18 protein-coding genes, 1 tRNA gene and 2 pseudogenes are annotated in these 20953 nt (G+C 71.1%); 4 read left to right on the top strand and 17 right to left on the bottom strand.

Annotation, left to right across the window (positions count from 1 at the left end):
- Nucleotide 1 precedes the first annotated feature (1 nt).
- The 4 genes from mfd to EDF50_RS08885 form a co-directional block, all read right to left on the bottom strand.
- Complete coding sequence (gene mfd, locus EDF50_RS08900) at nt 2-3613, bottom strand: transcription-repair coupling factor (RefSeq protein WP_123519198.1); 3612 nt, start codon at nt 3611-3613, stop codon at nt 2-4.
- A gap of 97 nt (nt 3614-3710) precedes the next feature.
- Nucleotides 3711-4301: an aminoacyl-tRNA hydrolase gene (gene pth / locus EDF50_RS08895; RefSeq protein ID WP_123519197.1), complete on the bottom strand. Its 591-nt coding sequence runs from the start codon at nt 4299-4301 to the stop codon at nt 3711-3713.
- A gap of 59 nt (nt 4302-4360) precedes the next feature.
- Nucleotides 4361-4996 carry a 50S ribosomal protein L25/general stress protein Ctc gene (locus tag EDF50_RS08890; RefSeq protein ID WP_123519196.1) on the bottom strand — a complete coding sequence of 212 codons (636 nt, stop codon included), beginning with the start codon at nt 4994-4996 and terminating at the stop codon, nt 4361-4363.
- 276 nt (nt 4997-5272) lie between these two features.
- Nucleotides 5273-5806: a gluconokinase gene (locus EDF50_RS08885; protein WP_233570465.1), complete on the bottom strand. Its 534-nt coding sequence runs from the start codon at nt 5804-5806 to the stop codon at nt 5273-5275.
- A 199-nt stretch (nt 5807-6005) separates the two neighbouring features.
- On the opposite strand from EDF50_RS08885, the gene gndA reads away from it, so the two are divergent.
- Nucleotides 6006-7409 carry an NADP-dependent phosphogluconate dehydrogenase gene (gene gndA / locus EDF50_RS08880; protein ID WP_233570519.1) on the top strand — a complete coding sequence of 468 codons (1404 nt, stop codon included), beginning with the start codon at nt 6006-6008 and terminating at the stop codon, nt 7407-7409.
- A gap of 521 nt (nt 7410-7930) precedes the next feature.
- Here the strand turns inward: gndA and EDF50_RS08875 are convergent.
- The 5 genes from EDF50_RS08875 to EDF50_RS08855 all read right to left on the bottom strand — a co-directional run bounded on the left by EDF50_RS08875 (nt 7931) and on the right by EDF50_RS08855 (nt 12717).
- Entirely contained in the window at nt 7931-8908 is a 978-nt protein-coding gene (locus tag EDF50_RS08875; RefSeq protein ID WP_056048844.1) for a ribose-phosphate diphosphokinase, read from the bottom strand.
- 41 nt (nt 8909-8949) lie between these two features.
- Nucleotides 8950-10383: a bifunctional UDP-N-acetylglucosamine diphosphorylase/glucosamine-1-phosphate N-acetyltransferase GlmU gene (gene glmU, locus EDF50_RS08870; RefSeq protein WP_123519194.1), complete on the bottom strand. Its 1434-nt coding sequence runs from the start codon at nt 10381-10383 to the stop codon at nt 8950-8952.
- A 126-nt stretch (nt 10384-10509) separates the two neighbouring features.
- Entirely contained in the window at nt 10510-10998 is a 489-nt protein-coding gene (locus EDF50_RS08865) for a DUF4126 family protein (protein WP_158612670.1), read from the bottom strand.
- Nucleotides 10999-11306: 308 nt separating this feature from the next.
- Entirely contained in the window at nt 11307-12521 is a 1215-nt protein-coding gene (locus EDF50_RS08860) for a hypothetical protein (RefSeq protein ID WP_123519192.1), read from the bottom strand.
- Between the two features lie 124 nt (nt 12522-12645).
- Nucleotides 12646-12717, bottom strand: a tRNA-Gln gene (locus tag EDF50_RS08855).
- Between the two features lie 147 nt (nt 12718-12864).
- On the opposite strand from EDF50_RS08855, the gene EDF50_RS08850 reads away from it, so the two are divergent.
- Nucleotides 12865-13359: a MarR family winged helix-turn-helix transcriptional regulator gene (locus tag EDF50_RS08850; protein WP_123519191.1), complete on the top strand. Its 495-nt coding sequence runs from the start codon at nt 12865-12867 to the stop codon at nt 13357-13359.
- A gap of 65 nt (nt 13360-13424) precedes the next feature.
- Here EDF50_RS08850 and EDF50_RS17095 read toward each other — a convergent pair.
- The 6 genes and pseudogenes from EDF50_RS17095 to glp form a co-directional block, all read right to left on the bottom strand.
- Nucleotides 13425-14324: pseudogene (locus EDF50_RS17095) on the bottom strand (ATP-binding cassette domain-containing protein); the annotation flags it as partial.
- A 446-nt stretch (nt 14325-14770) separates the two neighbouring features.
- Nucleotides 14771-15173, bottom strand: a pseudogene (locus EDF50_RS17090) (ATP-binding cassette domain-containing protein); the annotation flags it as partial.
- Nucleotides 15174-15295: 122 nt separating this feature from the next.
- Nucleotides 15296-15802, bottom strand: coding sequence for a molybdenum cofactor biosynthesis protein MoaE (locus tag EDF50_RS08840; RefSeq protein ID WP_123519189.1), 507 nt, complete (start codon nt 15800-15802; stop codon nt 15296-15298).
- On the bottom strand, nt 15799-16332 hold the full coding sequence (locus EDF50_RS08835; RefSeq protein ID WP_199738689.1) for a molybdenum cofactor biosynthesis protein B: 534 nt from the start codon (nt 16330-16332) through the stop codon (nt 15799-15801). The genes EDF50_RS08840 and EDF50_RS08835 overlap by 4 nt, the downstream gene beginning before the upstream one ends.
- Nucleotides 16329-16802, bottom strand: a complete 474-nt coding sequence (gene moaC, locus EDF50_RS08830; RefSeq protein WP_123519188.1) for a cyclic pyranopterin monophosphate synthase MoaC — start codon at nt 16800-16802, stop codon at nt 16329-16331. The genes EDF50_RS08835 and moaC overlap by 4 nt, the downstream gene beginning before the upstream one ends.
- The gene (gene glp / locus EDF50_RS08825; RefSeq protein ID WP_123519187.1) at nt 16799-18076 is read right to left on the bottom strand and encodes a gephyrin-like molybdotransferase Glp; all 1278 of its coding nucleotides are present in this window, start codon (nt 18074-18076) and stop codon (nt 16799-16801) included. Before glp ends, moaC begins: the two co-directional genes overlap by 4 nt.
- 38 nt (nt 18077-18114) lie before the next feature.
- On the opposite strand from glp, the gene EDF50_RS08820 reads away from it, so the two are divergent.
- Nucleotides 18115-19029: an MTAP family purine nucleoside phosphorylase gene (locus EDF50_RS08820; protein ID WP_123519186.1), complete on the top strand. Its 915-nt coding sequence runs from the start codon at nt 18115-18117 to the stop codon at nt 19027-19029.
- 98 nt (nt 19030-19127) lie between these two features.
- Nucleotides 19128-20183, top strand: coding sequence for an NAD(P)-dependent oxidoreductase (locus EDF50_RS08815; RefSeq protein ID WP_123519377.1), 1056 nt, complete (start codon nt 19128-19130; stop codon nt 20181-20183).
- A 21-nt stretch (nt 20184-20204) separates the two neighbouring features.
- Here EDF50_RS08815 and EDF50_RS08810 read toward each other — a convergent pair whose 3' ends face one another.
- Both EDF50_RS08810 and EDF50_RS08805 read right to left on the bottom strand, forming a co-directional pair.
- The gene (locus tag EDF50_RS08810) at nt 20205-20624 is read right to left on the bottom strand and encodes a type II toxin-antitoxin system VapC family toxin (protein WP_123519185.1); all 420 of its coding nucleotides are present in this window, start codon (nt 20622-20624) and stop codon (nt 20205-20207) included.
- Nucleotides 20621-20926, bottom strand: a complete 306-nt coding sequence (locus tag EDF50_RS08805) for a plasmid stabilization protein (protein ID WP_148076797.1) — start codon at nt 20924-20926, stop codon at nt 20621-20623. The genes EDF50_RS08810 and EDF50_RS08805 overlap by 4 nt, the downstream gene beginning before the upstream one ends.
- Between the last annotated feature and the right edge of the window lie 27 nt (nt 20927-20953).

Here is a 20953-nt window from a genome sequence, read left to right as displayed (position 1 = left end):
GTCAGCTCGCCGCGGCCGCGTCGGCCGCCGGGCGGGCGACCGGGGCGGAGTAGATCGCCGACAACAGCTGCTCGACCCAGACGATGAGCTCGTCGTCGGTTGGCGCCTGACCGTGGGCACGTGGCAACGGCACGCTGACGGCGTTCGCCTGAGCGAACCAGCGGGCCCCCGGGTACATGCGCTGCAGACGGACCTGCATGCTGTCGGGCAGGTCGATGCCCGCGACCCTCAGGTTGCTGCCCATGACGACGACCTCGCTGAGACCCGCCTTCTGGGCCGCGCGACGCAGGCGGGAGACCTCGATCAATGCCAGCACGGGTGCGGGCGGCTCGCCATAGCGGTCGGTGAGCTCGTCGAGCACCGAGTCGATCTGGTCGTCGGTCGACGTGGGCGCACTCGCCGTCGAGAGCTTCTGGTACGCCTCGAGGCGCAGGCGCTCGCTCTCGACGTACTCTTCGGGCACGTGGGCGTCGACGGGCAGTTCGAGCCGCAGCTCGGTCTGCCCCTCGGCGACGTCCCCGCGGAACGAACTGACGGCCTCGCCGATCATGCGCAGGTACAGGTCGAAGCCGACGCCCGCGATGTGCCCGGACTGTTCACCACCCAGGAGGTTGCCGGCCCCGCGGATCTCGAGGTCTTTCAGGGCGACCTGCATGCCCGCCCCGAGCTCGTTGTTCGCGGCGATCGTCTCGAGCCGGTCTTGTGCGGTCTCGCTGAGCGGCTTGTCGGCGTCGTAGAGGAAGTACGCGTACCCGCGTTCACGGCCGCGGCCCACTCGACCGCGCAACTGGTGCAGCTGGCTGAGACCGTACTTGTCGGCCCGATCGATGATCAACGTGTTGGCGTTGGCGATGTCGAGGCCGGTCTCGATGATCGTGGTCGAGACGAGGACGTCGAACTTGCGCTCCCAGAAGTCGACCATGACCTGCTCGAGGGTCGACTCGGCCATCTGCCCGTGGGCGACCGCGACGCGGGCCTCGGGTACGAGCTCGGCGATCTGGGCCGCGACGCGGTTGATGCTCGCCACGCGGTTGTGCACGTAGAACACCTGCCCCTCGCGCAGCAGTTCTCGCCGGATCGCGGCTGCCTTCTGACGATCGCTCTCGGGGCCGACGAAGGTGAGGATCGGGTGGCGGTCCTCAGGTGGGGTGGCCAGGGTGGACATCTCGCGGATGCCGGTGACGGCCATCTCGAGCGATCGCGGGATCGGGGTCGCCGACATCGCCAGGATGTCGACGTTCGTCTTGAGCTTCTTGAGGGCGTCCTTGTGCTCGACGCCGAAGCGTTGCTCTTCGTCGATGATCACGAGGCCGACGTCCTTGTACGAGAGGCTTTCGCTCAGCAGTCGGTGGGTGCCGATGACCATGTCGACCGTGCCGTCGGCGAGCCCGGCCATCGTCTCTTTGGACTCTTTGGCCGTCTGGAACCGGCTGAGGCTGCGCAGGTGGACGGGGAACCCGGCGAAACGGTCGCTGAACGTGTCGAAGTGCTGCTTCACGAGCAGCGTCGTCGGCACGAGCATCACGACCTGTTTTCCGTCTTGGATGGCCTTGAACGCCGCCCGGACGGCGACCTCGGTCTTGCCGTAGCCCACGTCGCCGGAGAGCAGGCGGTCCATCGGGATCGGACGCTCCATGTCGGCCTTGATCTCGTCGATGGTCGTGAGCTGGTCGGGGGTCTCGGCGAAGGGGAACGCCTCTTCGAGCTCGCGCTGCCACGGGGTGTCGGGCGGGAACGCGTGGCCCTTGCTCGCCATGCGGGCCGAGTACAACTTGACGAGCTCGACGGCGATGTCGCGGACGGCCCGGCGCGCCTTGCCCTTGGCGGCCGCCCAGTCGCCGCCGCCCATCTTGCTGAGCGACGGGGCCTCGCCGCCCACGTACCGGCTGAGCAGATCGAGCTGGTCGGTCGGCACGTAGAGCTTGTCGCCGGGGTAACCGCGCTTCGAGGGCGCGTACTCGAGCACGAGGTACTCGCGGGAGTGCTTGACGGCGTTCTTCCCGCCGCTCGACACCTCGCGACTGGTCAGTTCGAGGAACTTGCCGATGCCGTGGGTCGAGTGCACGACGACGTCGCCCGGTTTGAGCTGCAGCGGATCGACGACGTTCTTGCGCCGGGTGGCGAGCTTCTTGACCTGACGCGAGTCGTAGTTGGCCGAACGCCCGTAGAAGTCGGACTCGCCGAGAACGGCGATCTTGGACTCCATCAGCTCGAAGCCGGCCTCGACCCCACCGGCCACGAGGTGGACGACGCCCGGTTCGAGGGTCTCGGGCAGGGCCTCTTCGAGGCGCGCCGCCACCTCGCGTTCGGCGAGGACGTCGCGAGCCCGCTCGACGAGGCCGATGCCCCGCGCCGTGACGACGACCGCCCAGCCGTCGCGCACGCGCTCGACGACGTGCTCGAGCGCCCCCTCGGCGTGTCCGCTGAAGCTCGGCACGACGGCGGCGTCGACCCGCACGTAGTCGCCCGCCGACGCGACGGCCTCGTCGTCGGAGAGGACCTCGCCGGAGTCGAAGCCGCTCATCGTGAACCAGGCCCGGTCACCGGCCGCCTCGCGCAGGTCGCGCAGGCTGAGGAAGTCACCCGAGTCGAGGTCGATCGGGGCCTCGGCACCGGCGGTGGCGGCGTTCCAGGCGGCGGACAGGAACTCGCGGTTCGTCTCGGCCAGGCTCTGCGCTCGCGACACCACCCGCTCGGGCGAGAGCACGGCGATGGAGGCGCCGGCCGGCAGGTAGTGCGTCACCGGCACCAGCCGGTGCACGAGCGCGGGAGCCAGGCTCTCCATGCCCTCGACCGGGATGCCCTCGGCGATCTTGGCCAGCATCTGGGAGAGGCTGGGGAACTCGTGCTGCATCTCACGCGCACGTTGACGGACGGCCTCCGTGAGCAGCATCTCACGGCTCGGCGGCAATTCGACCGACGTGACCTCGCCGTCGAGGCTGCGCTGGTCGGCCACCGAGAAGCGACGGATCTGGTCGACCTCGTCGCCGAAGAAGTCGACTCGGACGGGGTGCTCGGACGTGGGCGGGAACACGTCGAGGATGCCGCCACGGACGGCGAACTCGCCCCGTCGGGTGACCATGTCGACCCGGGCGTATGCCAGGTCGACGAGATGGACGGCGATGCCCGAGAGATCGTGCCCTCGCTCGCCGACGGTGAGCCGCACGGGGTCGAGCTCGACGAGGTTGTCGCTGAGCGGCTGCAGAGCCGCGCGCACGCCGGCGACGACCACGATCGGTCGCACGGTGCCCGGCGCCTCGGCGGCCTCACGCTGCCAGGTGGCGAGACGCCGCAGGGCGTGGATGCGCTTGCCGACCGTCTCGGCGCTGGGGCTGAGCCGTTCGTGCGGCAGGGTCTCCCACGCCGGGAACTCGATGACCTCGGCCTCGGGCAGGTAGCTGGCGAGCGACCCCCGGACGGCCTCGGATTCGCGGCCCGTCGCCGTCACGACCAGCATCGCCTGCGGGCCCTCGCGACGGTCGAGCAGACCGGCCAGCAACGGGACGCGAAGGCCGTCGACGACGGAGAAGTCGGTGCTGCGTGCGGCCCGGTCGAGGGCGGCAGAGAACGTGGAGGCGCGCGAGAGCGCCTGGATCAAGCCCGCGAGTATCACCCGGACGATGTTACGCGGCACCACCGACACCGCGGCCGGGGTTCGCTGTGGGCGACACCCGTGGCACGCCTGGGCCGTCAGCCCTCGGCGGGACGGGTCAACTCTTCGCCGTGTGGAACCTGAGCTGCGCCGCGGTCAGCCCGTCGGTCGCGATCATCTCGACGGCGTCAGCCGCGTCACCGAGCAGGAACGGCAGCTCTTTGCGCTCGGTGGAGGAGAAGTCCTTGAGGACGAAATCGGCGGCGGGTTGACGGCCGGGCGGACGACCGATGCCCACGCGCACGCGGGTGAACTCGTTCGAACCCGTGGCGGCGATGATGTCGCGGAGGCCGTTGTGACCACCGTGGCCACCGCCGTGTTTGAGCCGCACGACGTCGAAGTCGATGTCGAGCTCGTCGTGGACGACGATCAGACGCGACACGTCGAGATCGTAGTAGCGCAGCAACGCCTGCGTCGGACCGCCCGAGACGTTCATGTACGTCGCGGGCCGGGCCAGCACGAAGCGAGGGCCGCCGGGAGCCGTGCGCCCCTCGGCGACCGTCGCGTTCGTGCGGTGGTTCTTGAAGCCGGCGGACAGACGGTCGGCCAGTTCGGCCAGCACCATCTGCCCGACGTTGTGCCTGTTGCCGGCGTAGCCGGGCCCGGGGTTGCCGAGCCCGACCACGAGCCACTGGTCGTCGAGTGCCATCGTCGTGGTCGTCGTTCTCTCAGTGGGTCTGCGCCGGCAGGGTGTTCGGGTGCGCCGTGTTACTCGGAGCGCTCTTCGTCCTCGATGGACTCGACGTCGCCCTCGGCTTCGGCGGCCTCGCCGTCCTCGTCCGAGACGGCGTCGGTCGTGAGGTCGAGCTGGGGCACCGAGACGGCGAGCACGAGGGTCTCGGGCTCGCTGACCAGGGTGGCGCCCTTCGGCAGCACGAGGTCGGCGGCCGAGACCTGGGCGCCCTCTTCGAGGCCCTCGATCGAGACGACGACGTTCTGCGGGATGTGCGTGGCCTCGACCTCGAGCTCGACGGCGTTGAGCTCGACGACGTGGATCGTGCCGGGAGCCGACTCGCCCTCGACGTGCACGGGCACCTCGACGGTGACCTTCTCGCCCTGACGGACGACGATGAGGTCGATGTGCTCGATGGTCTGCTTGACCGGGTCGCGCTGGATGTCCTTCACCAGGGCGAGCTGGTTCGTGCCCTCGATGTCGAGCGTGATGACGGCGTTGGCGCGACGGGTGATGAGCATCGTCTCGTGACCGGGCAGCGTGACGTGCTGGGGGTCGGTGCCGTGGCCGTAGATCACGGCGGGGATCTGGTCCTTCGCGCGGATCTTGCGGGCCGCGCCCTTGCCGAAGCTGGTGCGCACGAGGGCGCTGAGGGTGTTCTGGTCGGACATGTCGTCTCCTTGCAGGGGCCCGCGAGGGCCCGGGGGTGTGTGGTCGGTGTCAACTCGAACGCGCATCGCGTGAGGAAGGACCCGCAACCCGAGGGGCGTCGCCCGAGGGACGATCACCGCTGCACGAGTGGTGCCTGAGCACCGAGCGCCTGCCTACCGCGTCGATCACGGGTGCCGGAGCACCCCTCGCCGAGGTTCAAATGCCAAGGTTACACGTCGGCCGGGCGTGTCGCCAACCCGCGCCTCCTCGGCTCGGACGCCCGCGAGGGCGCCGGGTCAGTGCCCGAGCTCGCCGTCCCGCACCGCTCGGAGGTGGGCCACGACGGCCGCCACGACGTCGTCGGGCCCGGGGCGCACGTCGACCTCGAATCCGGCCTCGTCGTCGGTCAGCGGCTCGAGGGTGGCGAACTGCGACTCCATCAGGCCGGCCGGCATGAAGTGACCCTTGCGCTCTCGCTGCCGACGCGCGACGAGCTCGCGCACGCCCGTCAGGTGGACGAACCGGAGGCGCGGGTCACCCTCGCGCAGGACGTCGCGGTACGCCTTCTTCAACGACGAGCAGGCCACGACGACCGAGTCGTCGCCCGCCTCGGCGATGCGGTCGGCGACGATGCGCAACCACGGCCAGCGGTCGTCGTCGTCGAGCGGGTGCCCCTCGGCCATCTTGAGCCGGTTGGCCTCGGGGTGCAGGTCGTCGGCGTCGACGAACGGGGTGCCCAGTGTCTCGGCTAGCAACTCGCCCACGGTGGACTTGCCTGATCCGGAGACCCCCATCACGACGACGGGCGGGAAGGGAGCTGCTTCGGTCACGGTGTCCTCGGGGTCGTCTCGGCGGCGGGCGCCGGATCGCGGCACGTGCCCCGCGAGCCTACCCACGACCTCCGGCGCGGCACCTGGACGGCAGCCCGGCCGAGCGGCATATGGTCGGTCCGTTCCCTACCGACAAGGAGGCACCGTGGCTGAACACGGAGGACCACAGGCAAACATCGGAGTCGTCGGCCTGGCCGTCATGGGCTCGAACCTGGCGCGCAACCTCGCCAGCCGCGAGGGCAACACGGTGGCGGTCTACAACCGCTCTCCCGAGCGCACCGACACCCTGATGGACGAGCACGGCGACGCGGGGTTCATCCCCTCGAAGTCGATCGAGGACTTCGCGGCCTCCCTGCAGAAGCCGCGCACCGCCATCATCATGGTGCAGGCCGGTCGCGGCACCGACGCCGTCATCGACCAGCTCGCCGACGCGTTCGACGAGGGCGACATCATCGTCGACGGCGGCAACGCGAACTTCCAGGACACGCGACGTCGCGAGGCCGCCTTGAAGGAGCGCGGACTCAACTTCGTCGGCGCCGGCATCTCGGGTGGCGAGGAAGGCGCCTTGAAGGGACCGTCGATCATGCCCGGCGGCTCGAAGGAGGCCTACGAGACGCTCGGTCCGATCCTGGCGTCGATCGCGGCCGTGGCCGAGGGCGAACCCTGTGTCACCCACGTCGGCGCCGACGGCGCGGGCCACTTCGTCAAGATGATCCACAACGGCATCGAGTACGCCGACATGCAGCTCATCGCCGAGTCCTACGACCTGCTGCGACGCGTCGGCGGCCACGAGCCCGCCGCCATCGCCTCGGTCTTCGAGGAGTGGAACAAGGGCGAGCTCGAGTCGTACCTGATCGAGATCACGGCCGAGGTGCTGCGCCAGACGGACGCCAAGACCGACGGCCCGCTCGTCGACTCGATCGTCGACCAGGCCGGTTCGAAGGGCACGGGCGTCTGGACGGTGCAGAACAGCGTCGGGTTGGGCGTGCCGGTCGGCGGCATCGCCGAGGCCGTCTTCGCCCGCGCCGTGTCGTCGAAGCCGACCCAGCGAGCCGCCGTGCAGAAGACCCTGCAGGGTCGACCCGTGGTCCAGGAGGCCGGCGACGGTTTCGAGGACGACGTGCAGAAGGCGCTCTACGCCTCGAAGATCGTCGCCTACGCGCAAGGCTTCGACGCCATCATCGCCGGCGCCGACGAATACGGCTGGGACATCGACAAGGGCGCCATCGCCAAGATCTGGCGCGGAGGCTGCATCATCCGCGCGCAGTTCCTCAACCGGATCGTCGACGCCTACGAGAAGGACGCGTCGATCGCGACCCTGCTCGAGGACGACTACTTCGCCGCAGCCGTCCGCGACGGCGAGGAGGCCTGGCGCCGCATCGTCGCCAAAGCCGCCCTCTCGGGCATCCCCGTACCCGGGTTCGCGTCGGCACTGTCGTACTACGACTCGCTCGCGTCCGAACGCCTGCCCGCCTCGCTCATCCAGGGGCAGCGCGACTTCTTCGGGGCGCACACCTACCAGCGCGTCGACGAGGAGGGCACGTTCCACACCCTCTGGTCCGGCGACCGGTCCGAGATCGAGACGGAGCCGTCGACCCACTGAGAGCTCGCCCGGGGACGCCCACTGCGCCACCCGGGCTCTGACGGGCCTGCCCGTCGATGCGGTGCCGTTGCGGCGGCCGGCGGCGACGGGCAGGCCCGTCTCGCGTCCGGTCGCAGCTCGTCGCATCCGCTCGACGCCCCTGCATCGGCAACTCAGCAGAACAGCCGACCGGACGGCCCGCAGGAGGCGCGGTGCAACAGAACTCCCGAGTTGCCGACCACGAGGGCGAGCCCGGCACGTGCCACATCCGGCCCGCACGACCCGCACCGACAACTCAGCAGAACAGCCGACCGGACGGCCCGCAGGAGGCGCGGTGCAACAGAACTCCCGAGTTGCCGACCACGAGGGCGAGCCCGGCGGACCGGGTTCAGGTGCGCGAGGCGGGCCCGCGCGGGCGGAAACGCAGGAGGCGCGCGGCGAACGAGAACGCGGGAGGCGCGGCGGACGAGAACGCGGGAGGTGCGGCGGGCGGGAACGGGGGGTGCTGCGGCCGTGGGCTGGTGCGCGGTGTGGCCTGCGGGTCAGGCGGCGCCGTCGAACATCGAGGTGACCGAGCCGTTGTCGAAGACCTCGTGGATGGCGCGGGCGATCAGCGGCGCGATGGGCAGGATCTCGAGCTTGTCGAACTTCTGGTGCTCGGTGAGCGGCAGGGTGTCGGTGACGACGACCGAATCGATGAACTCGCTGTTGAGGATCTCGGGGGCCGGGTCGCTGAAGACCGCGTGGGTCGCGGCGACCACGACGCCGATCGCGCCGTTGGCCTTGAGCGCCTCGGCGGCCTTGACGATGGTGCGACCGGTGTCGATCAGGTCGTCGACCAACAGGCAGACGCGGCCCGAGACGTCGCCGACGATCTCGTGGACGGTGACCTGGTTCGGCACCAGCGGGTCGCGCCGTTTGTGGATGATCGCGAGGGGCGCGTCGAGCTTCTCGCTCCAGATGTCGGCGACCCGGACGCGGCCCATGTCGGGCGACACCACGGTCAGCGTCGTGTTGTCGAGCTTGGCGCGGAAGTGCTCGAGCAGCACGGGCATGGCGAAGAGGTGGTCGACGGGGCCGTCGAAGAAGCCCTGGATCTGCGGGGCGTGCAGGTCGACGCTCATGATGCGGTGCGCGCCGGCAGCCTTGAAGAGGTCGGCGACGAGACGAGCCGAGATCGGCTCGCGACCACGCCCCTTCTTGTCTTGGCGGGCGTACGGGTAGAACGGCGCCACGACGGTGATGCGCTTGGCCGAAGCCCGCTTCAGCGCGTCGACCATGATCAGCTGTTCCATCAGCCATTCGTTGATCGGGGCCGAGTGGGACTGGATGACGAAGGCGTCCGATCCACGGACGCTCTCGTCGAAGCGGGCGTAGAGCTCGCCGTTGGCGAAGGTGCGGGCGTCGGTCGGGATCAGCTCGCTGCCGAGCTCGGCGGCGATCTGGTTGGCCAGTTCGGGGTGCGCACGCCCCGAGATCAGAACGAGTCGATTCTCGCCGGTGATCTTGATTCCGGACACGTCACTCGCTCTCCGGCCCCGAGGGGCCAACCCGACCGGGTTCAGTCGGTCGTTCGTTCGGCACGAGCGGCGGCCTCGGCAGCCGCCGAGCCGGGGCGGTTCGCCTCGACCCATCCGCTCGCATTGCGCTGTGGAGCGATGCTCAAGGCCAGGGCACCGGCCGGTACGTCTTTGCGGACGATCGTTCCGGCGCCTGTGTACGCTCCGTCGCCAATCCTAACGGGGGCGACGAAGACGTTGTGCGACCCGGTTCGGACGTGCGACCCGACCTCGGTGCGGTGCTTGTTCACGCCGTCGTAGTTGGCCGTGATGGTGCCGGCGCCGATGTTGGACCCCTCGCCCACCTCGGTGTCGCCCACGTAGCTGAGGTGCGGCACCTTCGACCCCGCGCCGATCTGCACGTTCTTCGTCTCGACGAACGTGCCGATCTTGCCGTCGGCCGACAGAAGAGTGTTGGGCCGCAGGTACGCGAACGGACCCACGGAGGCGCGGGCACCGATGACCGCGAGGGTCGCGTCGGTGCGCTTCACCGTCGCCCCCTCGCCCACCTCGGTGTCGACGAGGGTGGTGTCGGGGCCGACGACAGCGCCCGGGGCGATGTAGGTCGCGCCGCGCAGCTGGGTGCCCGGCAGCAGCTCGACGTCGGGGCTGAGCGAGACGTCGCGGTCGATCCACGTGGTCTGCGGGTCGACGATCGAGACGCCCTCGCGCTGCCAGTGCTCGACGATGCGGTCGTTCAGGCGACGCGCCGCGGCGGCGAGCTGCACGCGGTCGTTGATGCCCTCGAGGCGCCAGGTCTCGTCGATCGCCCGGGCGGCGACGACCTCACCGGCACCGGTGAGCAGGCCGACCATGTCGGTGACGTACTTCTCGTTCTGCGCGTTCGCCGAGCCGATGCGGGGCAGGTGGGTGCGCAGGGCGGCGACCGTGAAGACGTAGGTGCCCGAGTTGATCTCGCGCACGGCACGCTCGTCGTCGGTGGCGTCCTTGTGCTCGACGATGCGGTCGACGTCGCCCGAGTCGCGACGGACGACCCGCCCGTAGCCGGTGGCGTCGGGCAGCACGGCGCTCAGCAACGTGGCCGAGGCGGAGGCGGCGCGGTGCTGGTCGAGCAGGGCCGTGAGCGTCGCGTGGTCGAGGAAGGGCACGTCGGCGCTGACGACCACGACGTCGCCGGTGAACTCGGCGGGCAGCGCCTCCACGGCTTGTTCGACGGCACGACCGGTGCCGGGCACGTCGTCTTGATCGACCACGAGGGCGTGCGGGGCGGTGTCGAGCACGCTCGCGACGACGAGGTCGCGCTCGTGCCGCACGACGGCGACGAGGTGGTCGGGCTGCAGGGCGCCGGCGCTCTCGAGCACGTGCTGGATCAACGGCAACCCGGCCAGGCGGTGCAGGACCTTCGGGGTCGAGGACTTCATGCGCGTGCCCTGCCCTGCGGCGAGGACGACGACGGCGAGCTGGCGTTCGGGCATGGTGCTCCTTGGTGAGGGGTGGCGCGTGATCTCCGTCGATCCTCCCATGGCAGTCGTCCCGGTCACGGGACGCCCGCCCGGTGTGGGGACGCCGGAGGGCGGGCGGCCGGGTGGGGACGAGTCGAGTCAGCTCGACCGGACGACGGCGACCGAGCCCGAGACGGCGACGGCGTCCTCGACGAGGGCGACGACGACGTCGGGGACGCCGGTCGTCTCGACGACGGCCTTCCGTGCCCGGTAGAAGAGCCAGCTGCCGACGAGGGCGCCGACCGCCCCGGCGAGGGCTGCCTGGACAGGGGTGCCTCGACGGCCGGTGCCGGCCATCGCGATCCCCGCGACGGCGCCGGAGACCGCCCGTCCGAACAGCGGCCCGGCACCGACCCGACTCGGCGTGGCCGGGAGCTTGTCACCGACGAGTTCACCGACGCCGGCGGCCACCAGGGCACCGCGACCGATCGGCGAGCGGAACAGGCGCCAGCGCTGCCACCGGCCCCGCGCCTCCTGGGCGTCGTGGTTCAGGGCGAGGACGGCGAGCGGCGTCGCCGAGCGTGATCCGCTGAGGACGCCGAGCAGGGCGGCACGGAGGAGGGGCGGCACGGAGCTGGTCTTCGACACGGCGGGGTCCTCGTCGTCGGGGCGGACGCCGGGGCGCCCACGGTCAGGGCGGGGCGGGCCCGACGAGTGAACCGCGACCTGCGGCGCTCGGGGGCTCCGCCACCAGGATTCGAACCTAGACCTCACAGCTCCGAAGGCTGCCGTGCTGTCGTGGCGGACCGGGCCTGCGGGCAGGAGAAGGTCGAGTGCTGCAGAGAACGACTCGGGCCCCGGTGCTCAGACTGGTGACGATCTCTGGGACGTCCCCCGTCCGAGGTCAACCGGTCGTCGAGCCAGCTGACGACCGCTCGAAGCTCTGCACAGTCGCTTCACCGGGGTGTCCGCGCGCCGCGGGCATACGAGACGGTCAATGCCACGAGACCGGTACTGAAAAGGAAGTAACCCCCGGCTCCGAAGGGAGGTGCGGCCAGGCGCATCGTAGGAAACGCACCGAGGAGAATGAGGACGTTGGCCGCCAAGAGAATGATCCACAGCATGCTAGACGCGAGCAGGCGCGGGTCGTCGTCTCGCGTCCGCCAGCCCATTCGGACGAAGACCCAGCTGGCCAGTGCAGCCACGGCCACGAGGAAAACGGCGACCGAGACGCCAGATAGTGCTGCGACGGCGACGACCCATCCTTCGGCCGCGGGGGCGATCACAGCGGAAAACGATTCCTGGCCGCTCGAGCCGAAAGCCGGGGCCTGGAGCCAGACACGCTGCCAACCCCGCAACTCCCAGCGTTCGGAGAGATCACCGAATCGGCCAGGCGTGAAGAATCCGACGAGTGTGCCGAATCGATAGCTGCTCGTGACCAGCAGCGAAAGCGTCACGACATAGGCGAGCGCGATGACGATCGTTCGGTACGGCTTGTCTCGTCGACACACTTGCCAGAGAAATCCCGCCACGAACGTCACGGCCACGTTTCCCAAGGTCACCAAGTGATCGTCTGGAAACAGGGTCAGGATGGCGAACGCACAGGTGGCGACACACGACCCCAACCATCCCGGTCGGAACCTCCCGAGTGCGACGAGAAGCGCCACGGGAGTCATGTAAGCAAGCGTCGGTGTCTCCAGCAGCGCACCATGGTGTCGAAAAATGGACTGCACTGCACCGAGAACGGGACTTGCGAGCAGCACGAGGTGCAGACACTTCATGCCGGCCGGCCCGCCCAGGGCGGCCAGCGCGATCAAGCCGGCACCTGCACCGCAGACACCGGCCGTTCGTACCCACTCAGCGGGACTCGGAGTCTGATCGGACAGGTACACCTGTGCGAATTGCAGAAAGACGGAGACAGCCACGAGCAGGAAGACCGAACTCGTACCGACCAGGACCATCCGGTGCGACAAGCCGACGATGGTCGCGCCGGACACGCGGCGCGGACCACGACTGACGAAGGCCACCGCGCGTGATGCGCCATGATCACCGGCCGGACGCTGAGAGGGGGACCGCACGTTCGTGGCCCGTCGCAACGGCCCCGTCGCGGCGAACACGACACCCACCGCGGTGAGGATCGTCTGGACCACTACGAGGATCGTGTCGAACATGGCACCCTCTGGCTAGGTCACGTTTTGCTCACTCTAGGACCAGGGTCGACCGAGGCACCAGACGAGAAGAGACCATTGGCGGCCGTGACCATCCCTCGAAGCCAGGGCACGGGGTGCTCGGGGGCTCCGCCACCAGGATTCGAACCTAGACCTAACAGCTCCAAAGGCTGTCGTGCTGCCGTTACACCATGGCGGACCGCGCGTGCGCGCCGGACCATTCTGCCAGACCGCGGCTCGACCGGGGTGACCGCGAGGGGTGACGTGCCCGCCGGGCCGCACCGCGCCTCCCGCGTCCCGCGTCCCGCGTCCCGCGTCCGACGACGGCCTCGGGCATGATGGGCGGATGCCCGAGCAGGACGAGGTCGACCGGATCGTCGAGGCGTGGCGCCACGAGCGACCCGACCTCGACTTCGCGCCGCTGCACGTGCTCTCGCGCGTGGGCCGCCTGTCGAAGCATCTCGACCGTGCCCGACGTGAGGCGTTCCACGCCAGTGACCTCGAGTCGTGGGAGTTCGACGTGCTCTCGGCGTTGCGCCGTGCGGGCGAGCCCTACCAGCTGAGCCCGAAGACGCTGCTGCAACAGACCCTCGTGTCGAGCGGCGCCATGACCAACCGCATCGACCGGCTCGTGGCCCGCGGCCTGGTGGAACGGCGCACCGACCCCAACGACGGCCGGGGCATCCTCGTCACGATGACCCGCGAGGGGCGACGGGCCGTCGATGCCGCGATCGAACGACTCGTCACGGCCGAGGACGCCCTGCTCAGCGACCTCAGCGACGACGACCGACAGCGGCTGACCGATCTGCTGCGCACGCTCAGCCTGACGCTCGGCGGCTGAGTCGACCGAACCGGCCGAACCGGCTGGACCGGGCGGGTAGGTCGGCCGACCGGCCGCACCAGGCCCTACGCCAGCAGCTCGCTCAGCTCGAGCCAGCGCACCTCGAGTTCGCCCGTCTTGTGGTCGAGCGCCGTCAGCTTGGCCTGCAGCGCGGCGAGACCGTCGAAGTCGGACTGGTCGAAGGAGGCGAACTGCGCCAGCAGGGCCTCGCGTTCGCCGGATGCCTTGGCGAGCTTGCGGTCGATCGACCCGAGCTCTTTCTCGGCGTTGCGCTTCTCGGCACCGGACAGGCCCGACGCGGCGGCCGAGGCCGCGACCGACGCCGAGGCCCCCTGGACGGCCGTCGGGCGGTCGGTCGCGCCTCCTTGGTTCTGGGTCGCCTCGCGACGCAGCTGCAGGTACTGGTCGACCCCGCCGGGTAGGTGGCGGAAGCGGCCCTCGAGCACGGCGTACTGCTGGTCGGTGACGCGTTCGAGCAGGTACCGGTCGTGCGACACGACGAGCAGGGTGCCGGGCCAGCCGTCGAGGAGGTCCTCCATCGCGGCGAGCATGTCGGTGTCGAGGTCGTTGGTGGGCTCGTCGAGGATCAGCACGTTCGGCTCGTTGAGCAGGATGAGCAAGAACTGCAGACGACGCTTCTGCCCACCGGACAGGTCTTTGATCGGGGTCTGCAGCTGGGCGCTCGTGAAGCCGAGGCGCTCGAGCAACTGCCCCGGCGTCATCTCTTTGCCGCCCGTGACGTACGAGGTGCGCTGGCGACCGATGACGTCGTTGACCCGCTCGTGCGCGACCTCGTGCAGGTCGGCGAGCTGCTGGTCGAGGATCGCGAACTTGACCGTCTTGCCCTGCTTGACACGGCCTTCGGTGGGCGCGATGGCCCCGGTGACGACCTTGAGCAGCGTGGACTTGCCCGCGCCGTTGACGCCGAGCACGCCGGTGCGCTCCCCCGGGGCGATGCGCCACTCGACGCCCTGCAGCACCCGCTTGTCGCCGAACGAGACGCCGACCTCGACGAGGTCGACGACGTCCTTGCCGAGCCGCGCGGTCGCCATCTGCGACAGCTGGACGGCGTCGCGCACGGGCGGCTCGTCGGCGATCAGCTCGTTGGCGGCGTCGATGCGGAACTTCGGCTTGGTCGACCGTGCCGGGGCGCCACGACGCAGCCAGGCGAGCTCTTTGCGCATGAGGTTCTGGCGCTTGGCCTCGGAGGCCGACGCCATGCGGTCGCGCTCGACGCGCTGCAGCACGTAGGCCGCGTAGCCGCCCTCGAAGGGTTCGACGATGCCGTCGTGGACCTCCCACGTGTCGGTCGAGACCTCGTCGAGGAACCACCGGTCGTGGGTCACGACGACGAGGGCGCCCGAGTTCGTCGACCACCGACGCGAGAGGTGCTGCGCGAGCCAGGCGACACCCTCGACGTCGAGGTGGTTGGTGGGCTCGTCGAGGAACAGGACGTCCCAGTCGCCGACCAGCAGGGTTGCGAGGGCCACGCGTCGACGTTGTCCACCCGAGAGGTCCTCGACCCGGGCCTCCCACGGGATGTCGGTGGCGAGCCCCGAGATGACGTCGCGGATGCGCGCGTCGCCGGCCCACTCGTGCTCGTCGCGGTCGCCGACGATGAGGCTGCCGACCGTGGCGCCCTCGGGCAGCACGTCGCGCTGGTCGAGCATGCCGATGGTCAGGCCGCGACGGGTCGTCACGCGGCCGTCGTCGGGTTCGAGCCGACCGGCGAGCACCGACATGAGGGTCGACTTGCCGTCGCCGTTGCGGCCGACGACGCCGATGCGGGAGCCCTCGTCGATGCCGAGGGTCACCCCGTCGAGGACGACCTTGGTCGGGAATTCGAGACGGAGGTTTTCTGCGCCGAGTAGATGAGCCACCACAGAAGCGTAGACGGCCCGGGCTGGGCGGCCGACTCGGCGGTGCACAGCCGGTGTCAGCCCAGCGACGCCACCCACTCGTCCGAGCCGTCGGTGAACTCCTGGCGTTTCCAGATGGGGGTGCGGGCCTTGACCTCGTCGACCAGGGCGGCGCAGGCCGCGAAGGCCTCGGCGCGGTGGGCCGACGCCACGGCGCAGGCCAGCGCGACGTCGCCCACGACGAGGTCGCCGTAGCGGTGCTCGACGGCGATCGCGACCTCGGGGTGCGCCTCGGCCACGGCCAGCGCGACCTCGCGGATGACCTCGGTCGCGGTCGGGTGCGCCTCGTAGTGCAAGGCCTCGACGCCGCGTCCCTCGTCGTGGTCGCGGACGACCCCCTCGAAGGTCACGACCGCCCCGGAGGCGCGGCTCGTCACGAGCGCGGAGCACTCGGCCACCGACACGGTCACGTCGACGACGCGCGCCAGCAGCACGCGGTCCGCCGCGGGTGCGGTGCCGCCGGCGGTGGCCGGAGCGGGGTCGTGCCCTCCGCCGGGCAGGAGGGTCGGGTCGTCGTCGGTCATGCTGCCCCCTCGGGACTCGGGTGGCGGTTCTGGGCGTGGTCGACCCCGTGCAGCTGGTCGACCACGTGGTCGAGCACGTCGTCGAGCACGGCGAGCCCGTCGCGCACCCCGCCGCGTGAGCCGGGCAGGTTGACGACGAAGGTGCCGCCGGCCACGCCCGCGAGCCCCCGCGAGAGCACGGCCAGCGGCGTCGAGGCCGCACCGCGACGGCGCAGCTCTTCGGCGATGCCGGGCAGTTCGCGATCGAGCAGCGGCGAGGTCATCTCGGGAGTCGCGTCGGTCGGCGAGACGCCCGTGCCCCCGGTGGTGACGACGGCGTCGACGCCCCACTCGAGCGCGGCCTCGAGCACCGCTCCGACGGGTTCGCCGTCGGCGACGACGACCGGCCCCTCGACCTGCCAGCCGCGCCCGACGAACCAGTCGCGGATCACCGGGCCGGTCGTGTCGTCGGCGGTGCCGGCGGCGGCGCGCGTCGAGGCGACGACCACGACGGCACGCCGGGGCACGAGTTCGGGTGAGGCGCCGCTCATCGCGACCAGTCCCCCGACTTGCCGCCCTGCTTCTCGAGCACCTTGATCTCGCCGATCACGGCGAGCGCGTCGACCGCCTTGATCATGTCGAAGAGGGTCAGGGCGGCGACCGAGGCGGCGGTCAGGGCTTCCATCTCGACCCCGGTGACGCCCCGGGTCGAGACGCGCGCGATCACGGTGACCTGCGCCTCCGTGGTCTCGAAGTCGACGGTGATCGCACCGAGCGGCAGCGGGTGGCAGAGCGGGATCAGCGTCGGCGTCTGCTTGGCGGCCAGGATGCCGGCGATGCGGGCGGTGCCGAGGGCCTCGCCCTTGGGCAGTGTGCCGTCGACCAACCGCGCGACGACGTCGGGCCGGGTGGTCAGCACGGCCTGCGCGGTGGCGATGCGCTTCGTCTCGGACTTGCCCGTCACGTCGACCATGTGGGCGGTGCCGTCGTCGCGGACGTGCGAGAGCGGGGTGTCGGTCATCGGTCGGCCTTCTCGTGGGGGGCGGGGTCGTCGAGCGCCCAGACCTCGACCCGGTCGCCCTCGTCGACGCGGTCGACGCCGACGGGGATCGAGACGAGCACGGTGGCCTCGGCGTGGGCGGCGAGCAGGTGCGAGCTCGACCCGCCGACGAGGTGCGCGCGCCCGTCGACGTCGACGCGTCCGCGGCGAAGCTGATGCTTGCCGACGGGAGAGTCGACGGGGTGCGCCAGGGGAACGGTCCACCGCCGCCGGGGCTGCCCCACGCCCGTGACGTCGTGCAGGGCGGGGCGCAGGAAGGCCTCGAACGACACGAGCGAGCTGACCGGGTTGCCCGGGAAGCAGACGACGGGCAGCTCGCGGTCGTGCACGCGGACGGTGCCCCAGCCCTGCGGACCGCCGGGCTGCATCGCGACCGAGCCGAACGTGACGCCCGAGCCCTCGAACGCGTCGCGCACCACCTCGTAGGCGCCGGCGCTCACTCCACCGCTCGTCAGCACGAGGTCGGTCTCGGCAGCGTGCCGGGCGACCACGGTGAGCAGGGCGGTCGCGTCGTCGGTCACCCGGGCGACCGTGACCTCGACCCCGACCTCGGCGAGCGCCGCGGCGAGCGTGACACCGTTGGCGTCGTGGATCTGGCCGGGCCCGAGCGGGGCACCGGGCGCGGCGAGCTCTTCACCGGTCGAGACCAGCAGGAGGCGCGGGCGGCTGCGCACCTCGACCGCGTCGATCCCGGAGGCGGCGAGCACACCCCACCGGGCGGGCGTCAGTCGAGTCCCTGCCGAGAAGAGCACGGTGCCGGCGGCGACGTCGCTGCCGGCGGCACGGACGAAGGCCCCGGCGACGACGCCGGCCGGCACCTCGACGACCGAGTCGACCCCGACGGGCGGGAACACGTCGGGCGCGACCTTCTCGATCGGCACGATCGCGTCGGCACCGGCGGGGACGGCCGCGCCGGTCATGATCGGGGCGGCCGTGCCGACCACGAGGTCGGGGGCGGCGCGCCCTGCAGGGATGCGCTCGGCGACCCGGAGGGTCGTGGGCCCGGCCGGGTCGAGGCCCGGGGTCGAGACGGCATAGCCGTCCATCTGCGAGTTGGCGAAGGGCGGAAGGTCGATCGGGGCGACGACGTCGACGGCGAGCTCGCGGTCGCGGTACCGGGCGGACCGCGAGACCAGCGCCTCGGGGGTGACGACGAGGGCGTCGACCGGTCGGGACCGCAGGGCGCCCTCGACGAGCGCCGTGACCTCGGCGAGGTGGGTCTCGATGGTGCGCACTCGGTTCCTCTCGGGCGATCGTCAGTAGCGTATCCGGGGTGACCGACCCCGCGACCGAGACCGACGTCCCCCAGCCCACCCGTGCCTCCTCGGGGCCGCCGCCCGTCGACGTGGCCGTCATCGGCGGATCGGGGTTGTACTCCCTGTTCGCCGAGGGCCGGGCCACCCGGCACGTGGTCGAGACGCCCTACGGCCCGACCTCGAGCGAGGTGACGATCGGCGAGCTGGGCGGCAAGCGTGTGGCCTTCCTCACCCGGCACGGCGCGGGCCACGCGGTCGCGCCGCACCTGATCGACTACCGGGCGAACGTGTGGGCCCTCGCGTCGCTCGGCGCCCGGGCCATCGTGTCGTCCTCGGCGGTCGGCGGGGTCAGCCCCGACGTCGCCCCGGGCACCATGGTCGTCACCGACCAGTTCATCGACCGCACCTGGGGACGACGCGACACGTTCTTCGACGTCGAAGGTCAGGTGCAGCACCTCATCGCCGCCGACCCCTTCGATCCCGTCCTGCGGGCGGCCGCGATCGAGGCCCTCGAGACGCAGGGCCAGCCGTTCGCCCCGACGGGCACCTGCGTGGTGATCCAGGGTCCGCGCTTCTCGACCCGGGCCGAGTCGCTCTGGTTCCGTGCCGCGGGGGCGCACACGGTCAACATGACGATGTACCCCGAGATCCCGCTCACCCTCGAACTGGGCATGGGAGCCGTGAACATCTCGTACGTGACCGACAGCGACGCCGGCCTCGCCCCGGCCGAGGGCGACGCCCCGGACGCCGACGCCGTCAGCGCCTCGCTCGTCTTCGAACGGCTCGCGGCCGCCCAGCCACGCATCGTCGCGGCCATCGAGTCCATCGTCGCCGCGATGCCGGACGACTACTCGCCGCGTGAGCTGATGCCGCCCGGGGCGGTGGCCGAGGTGCTCGCGCGGCCCGTCTCGGGACGGAAGGCAGCGCTGTGAACGCGACGCGCGCCTCCTCGTCCGATGCGCTCGACGCGCTCGACGCGTCCGACGCGCCCGACGCGCTCGACGCGCCCGACGCCACCGTCGGACCGGGACTGTTGCTCGTCACCGGCGGGGCCGGCTTCATCGGGTCGGCCGTCGTCGACCTCGCGCTCGACCGGGGCTGGCGGGTGCGCGTGCTCGACTCGCTGCGACCCGACGTCCACGGCGGCGAACCGACGGTCGACCCGCGCGTCGACTTCGTGCACGGCGACGTGCGCGACGCGGACACCGTCGACCGGGCACTCGTGGGTGTCGACGCGGTCTGCCACCAGGCGGCCAAGGTCGGGCTCGGCGTGGACTTCCAGGACGCGCCCGACTACGTGTCGTCGAACGAGCTCGGCACGGCCGTCCTGCTTGCGGCCATGGACCGCGCCGGCGTCGACCGCCTCGTCGTGGCGTCGTCGATGGTCGTCTACGGCGAGGGCAGCTACCGCACCTCGACCGGTGCGACCGAACGCCCGGCACCCCGCCGCATCGCCGATCTCGACGCCGGCGTCTTCGACCCGCGTGACGAGGCGGGCGAGCTGCTCGAGCCTCAGCTGATCGGTGAGGAGGCCCCGCTCGACCCGCGCAACGTCTACGCCATCACCAAGCTCACGCAAGAGCACCTGTCGACCTCGTGGGCGCGCAGCACCGGCGGCAGGGCCGCGGCCCTGCGCTACCACAACGTCTACGGCCCGGGCATGCCCCAGAACACGCCCTACGCCGGCGTGGCCTCGCTCTTCCGTTCGGCCCTCGAACGCGGCGAGGCACCGCGCGTCTTCGAGGACGGCGCCCAGCGTCGCGACTTCGTGCACGTCCGCGACATCGCCTCGGCCAACCTCGCGGCCCTCGACTGGACGGCCGCGCAGCCGGCCGACGCCTTCCGCGCGTTCAACGTCGGCAGCGGCTCGGTGCACACCATCGGCGAGATGGCGGAGGCGCTGGCCCGCGAGGCCGGCGGACCGATGCCCGTCGTCACCGGCGAGTACCGCGCGGGAGACGTGCGGCACGTCACGGCATCGTCGGCCCGGTTGCAGGGCGAGTTGGGCTGGCAACCGAGCGTGACCTTCGAGCAGGGCATGCACGAGTTCGCCACGGCCCCGCTGCGCGCCGCGGTCGTCCGCTAGGCGAAGGCGGGCACCTCGCGGTCACCCGGCCCAGGGGTCGACGAGCTCGAGACCGAGGCCCTCGAAGTCCTTCGTGTTGCGCGTGGCGAGGGAGGCACCGCGGACGAGGGCGTGTGCCGCGATCGTGGCGTCGGCCGTCGCGATCGGACGGCCGGCGGTCCGACGCCGCAGCAGCACCGACGCGTACTCGATCGCCGCGTGCGCGTCGAACGCCAGCACGCGACCGTCGAACTGGTGCTCGAGGATGTCGATCACGCAGTCCTCGACACGGTCACGGCGATGCCCCTCGGGCATGGCCAGGAGCCCGGCCAACATCTCGGCGCCGGTCACGACGCTGAGGTAGAGGCCGTCGAGCGGTTGCCGCTCGAACCAGCCCAGCACCTCGGGGCAGGGACGGGGACGGGCGAGTTCGGACACCACGTTCGTGTCGACGACGATCATCCGAGGTCGACCGATCTCGCCGGGGCCTGCGCCCGCCGATCGCGCTCGAGCCCCTCGACGAACTCGTCGTCGAGGTAGGAGCCCCTCTCGGCCAACCGGCGACGGAAGGCGTGGACCCAGTTCTCGGGCGCCGGTGCCGTCCCGACGGCCGCCGGAGCGTCGACCGGCGCCTCGGCCCCCTGGGCGAGTCGTGTCACCATCAGCCGCACCTCGGCCTCCATCGACCGCCCGTGGCTCGCACTGAGGGCCTTCAGCCCCTCGATCACCTCGGGGTCGAGACCTCGCACCGTCAACGTCGCCACCGGGACCACCTCCGGTCGCCGATGCTA

Source organism: Frigoribacterium sp. PhB24, assembly GCF_003755185.1.
Classification (GTDB): domain Bacteria; phylum Actinomycetota; class Actinomycetes; order Actinomycetales; family Microbacteriaceae; genus Frigoribacterium.
The sequence above is the reverse complement of the archived record's forward strand: the minus strand, read 5'-3'. Positions and strand labels throughout refer to the sequence as shown.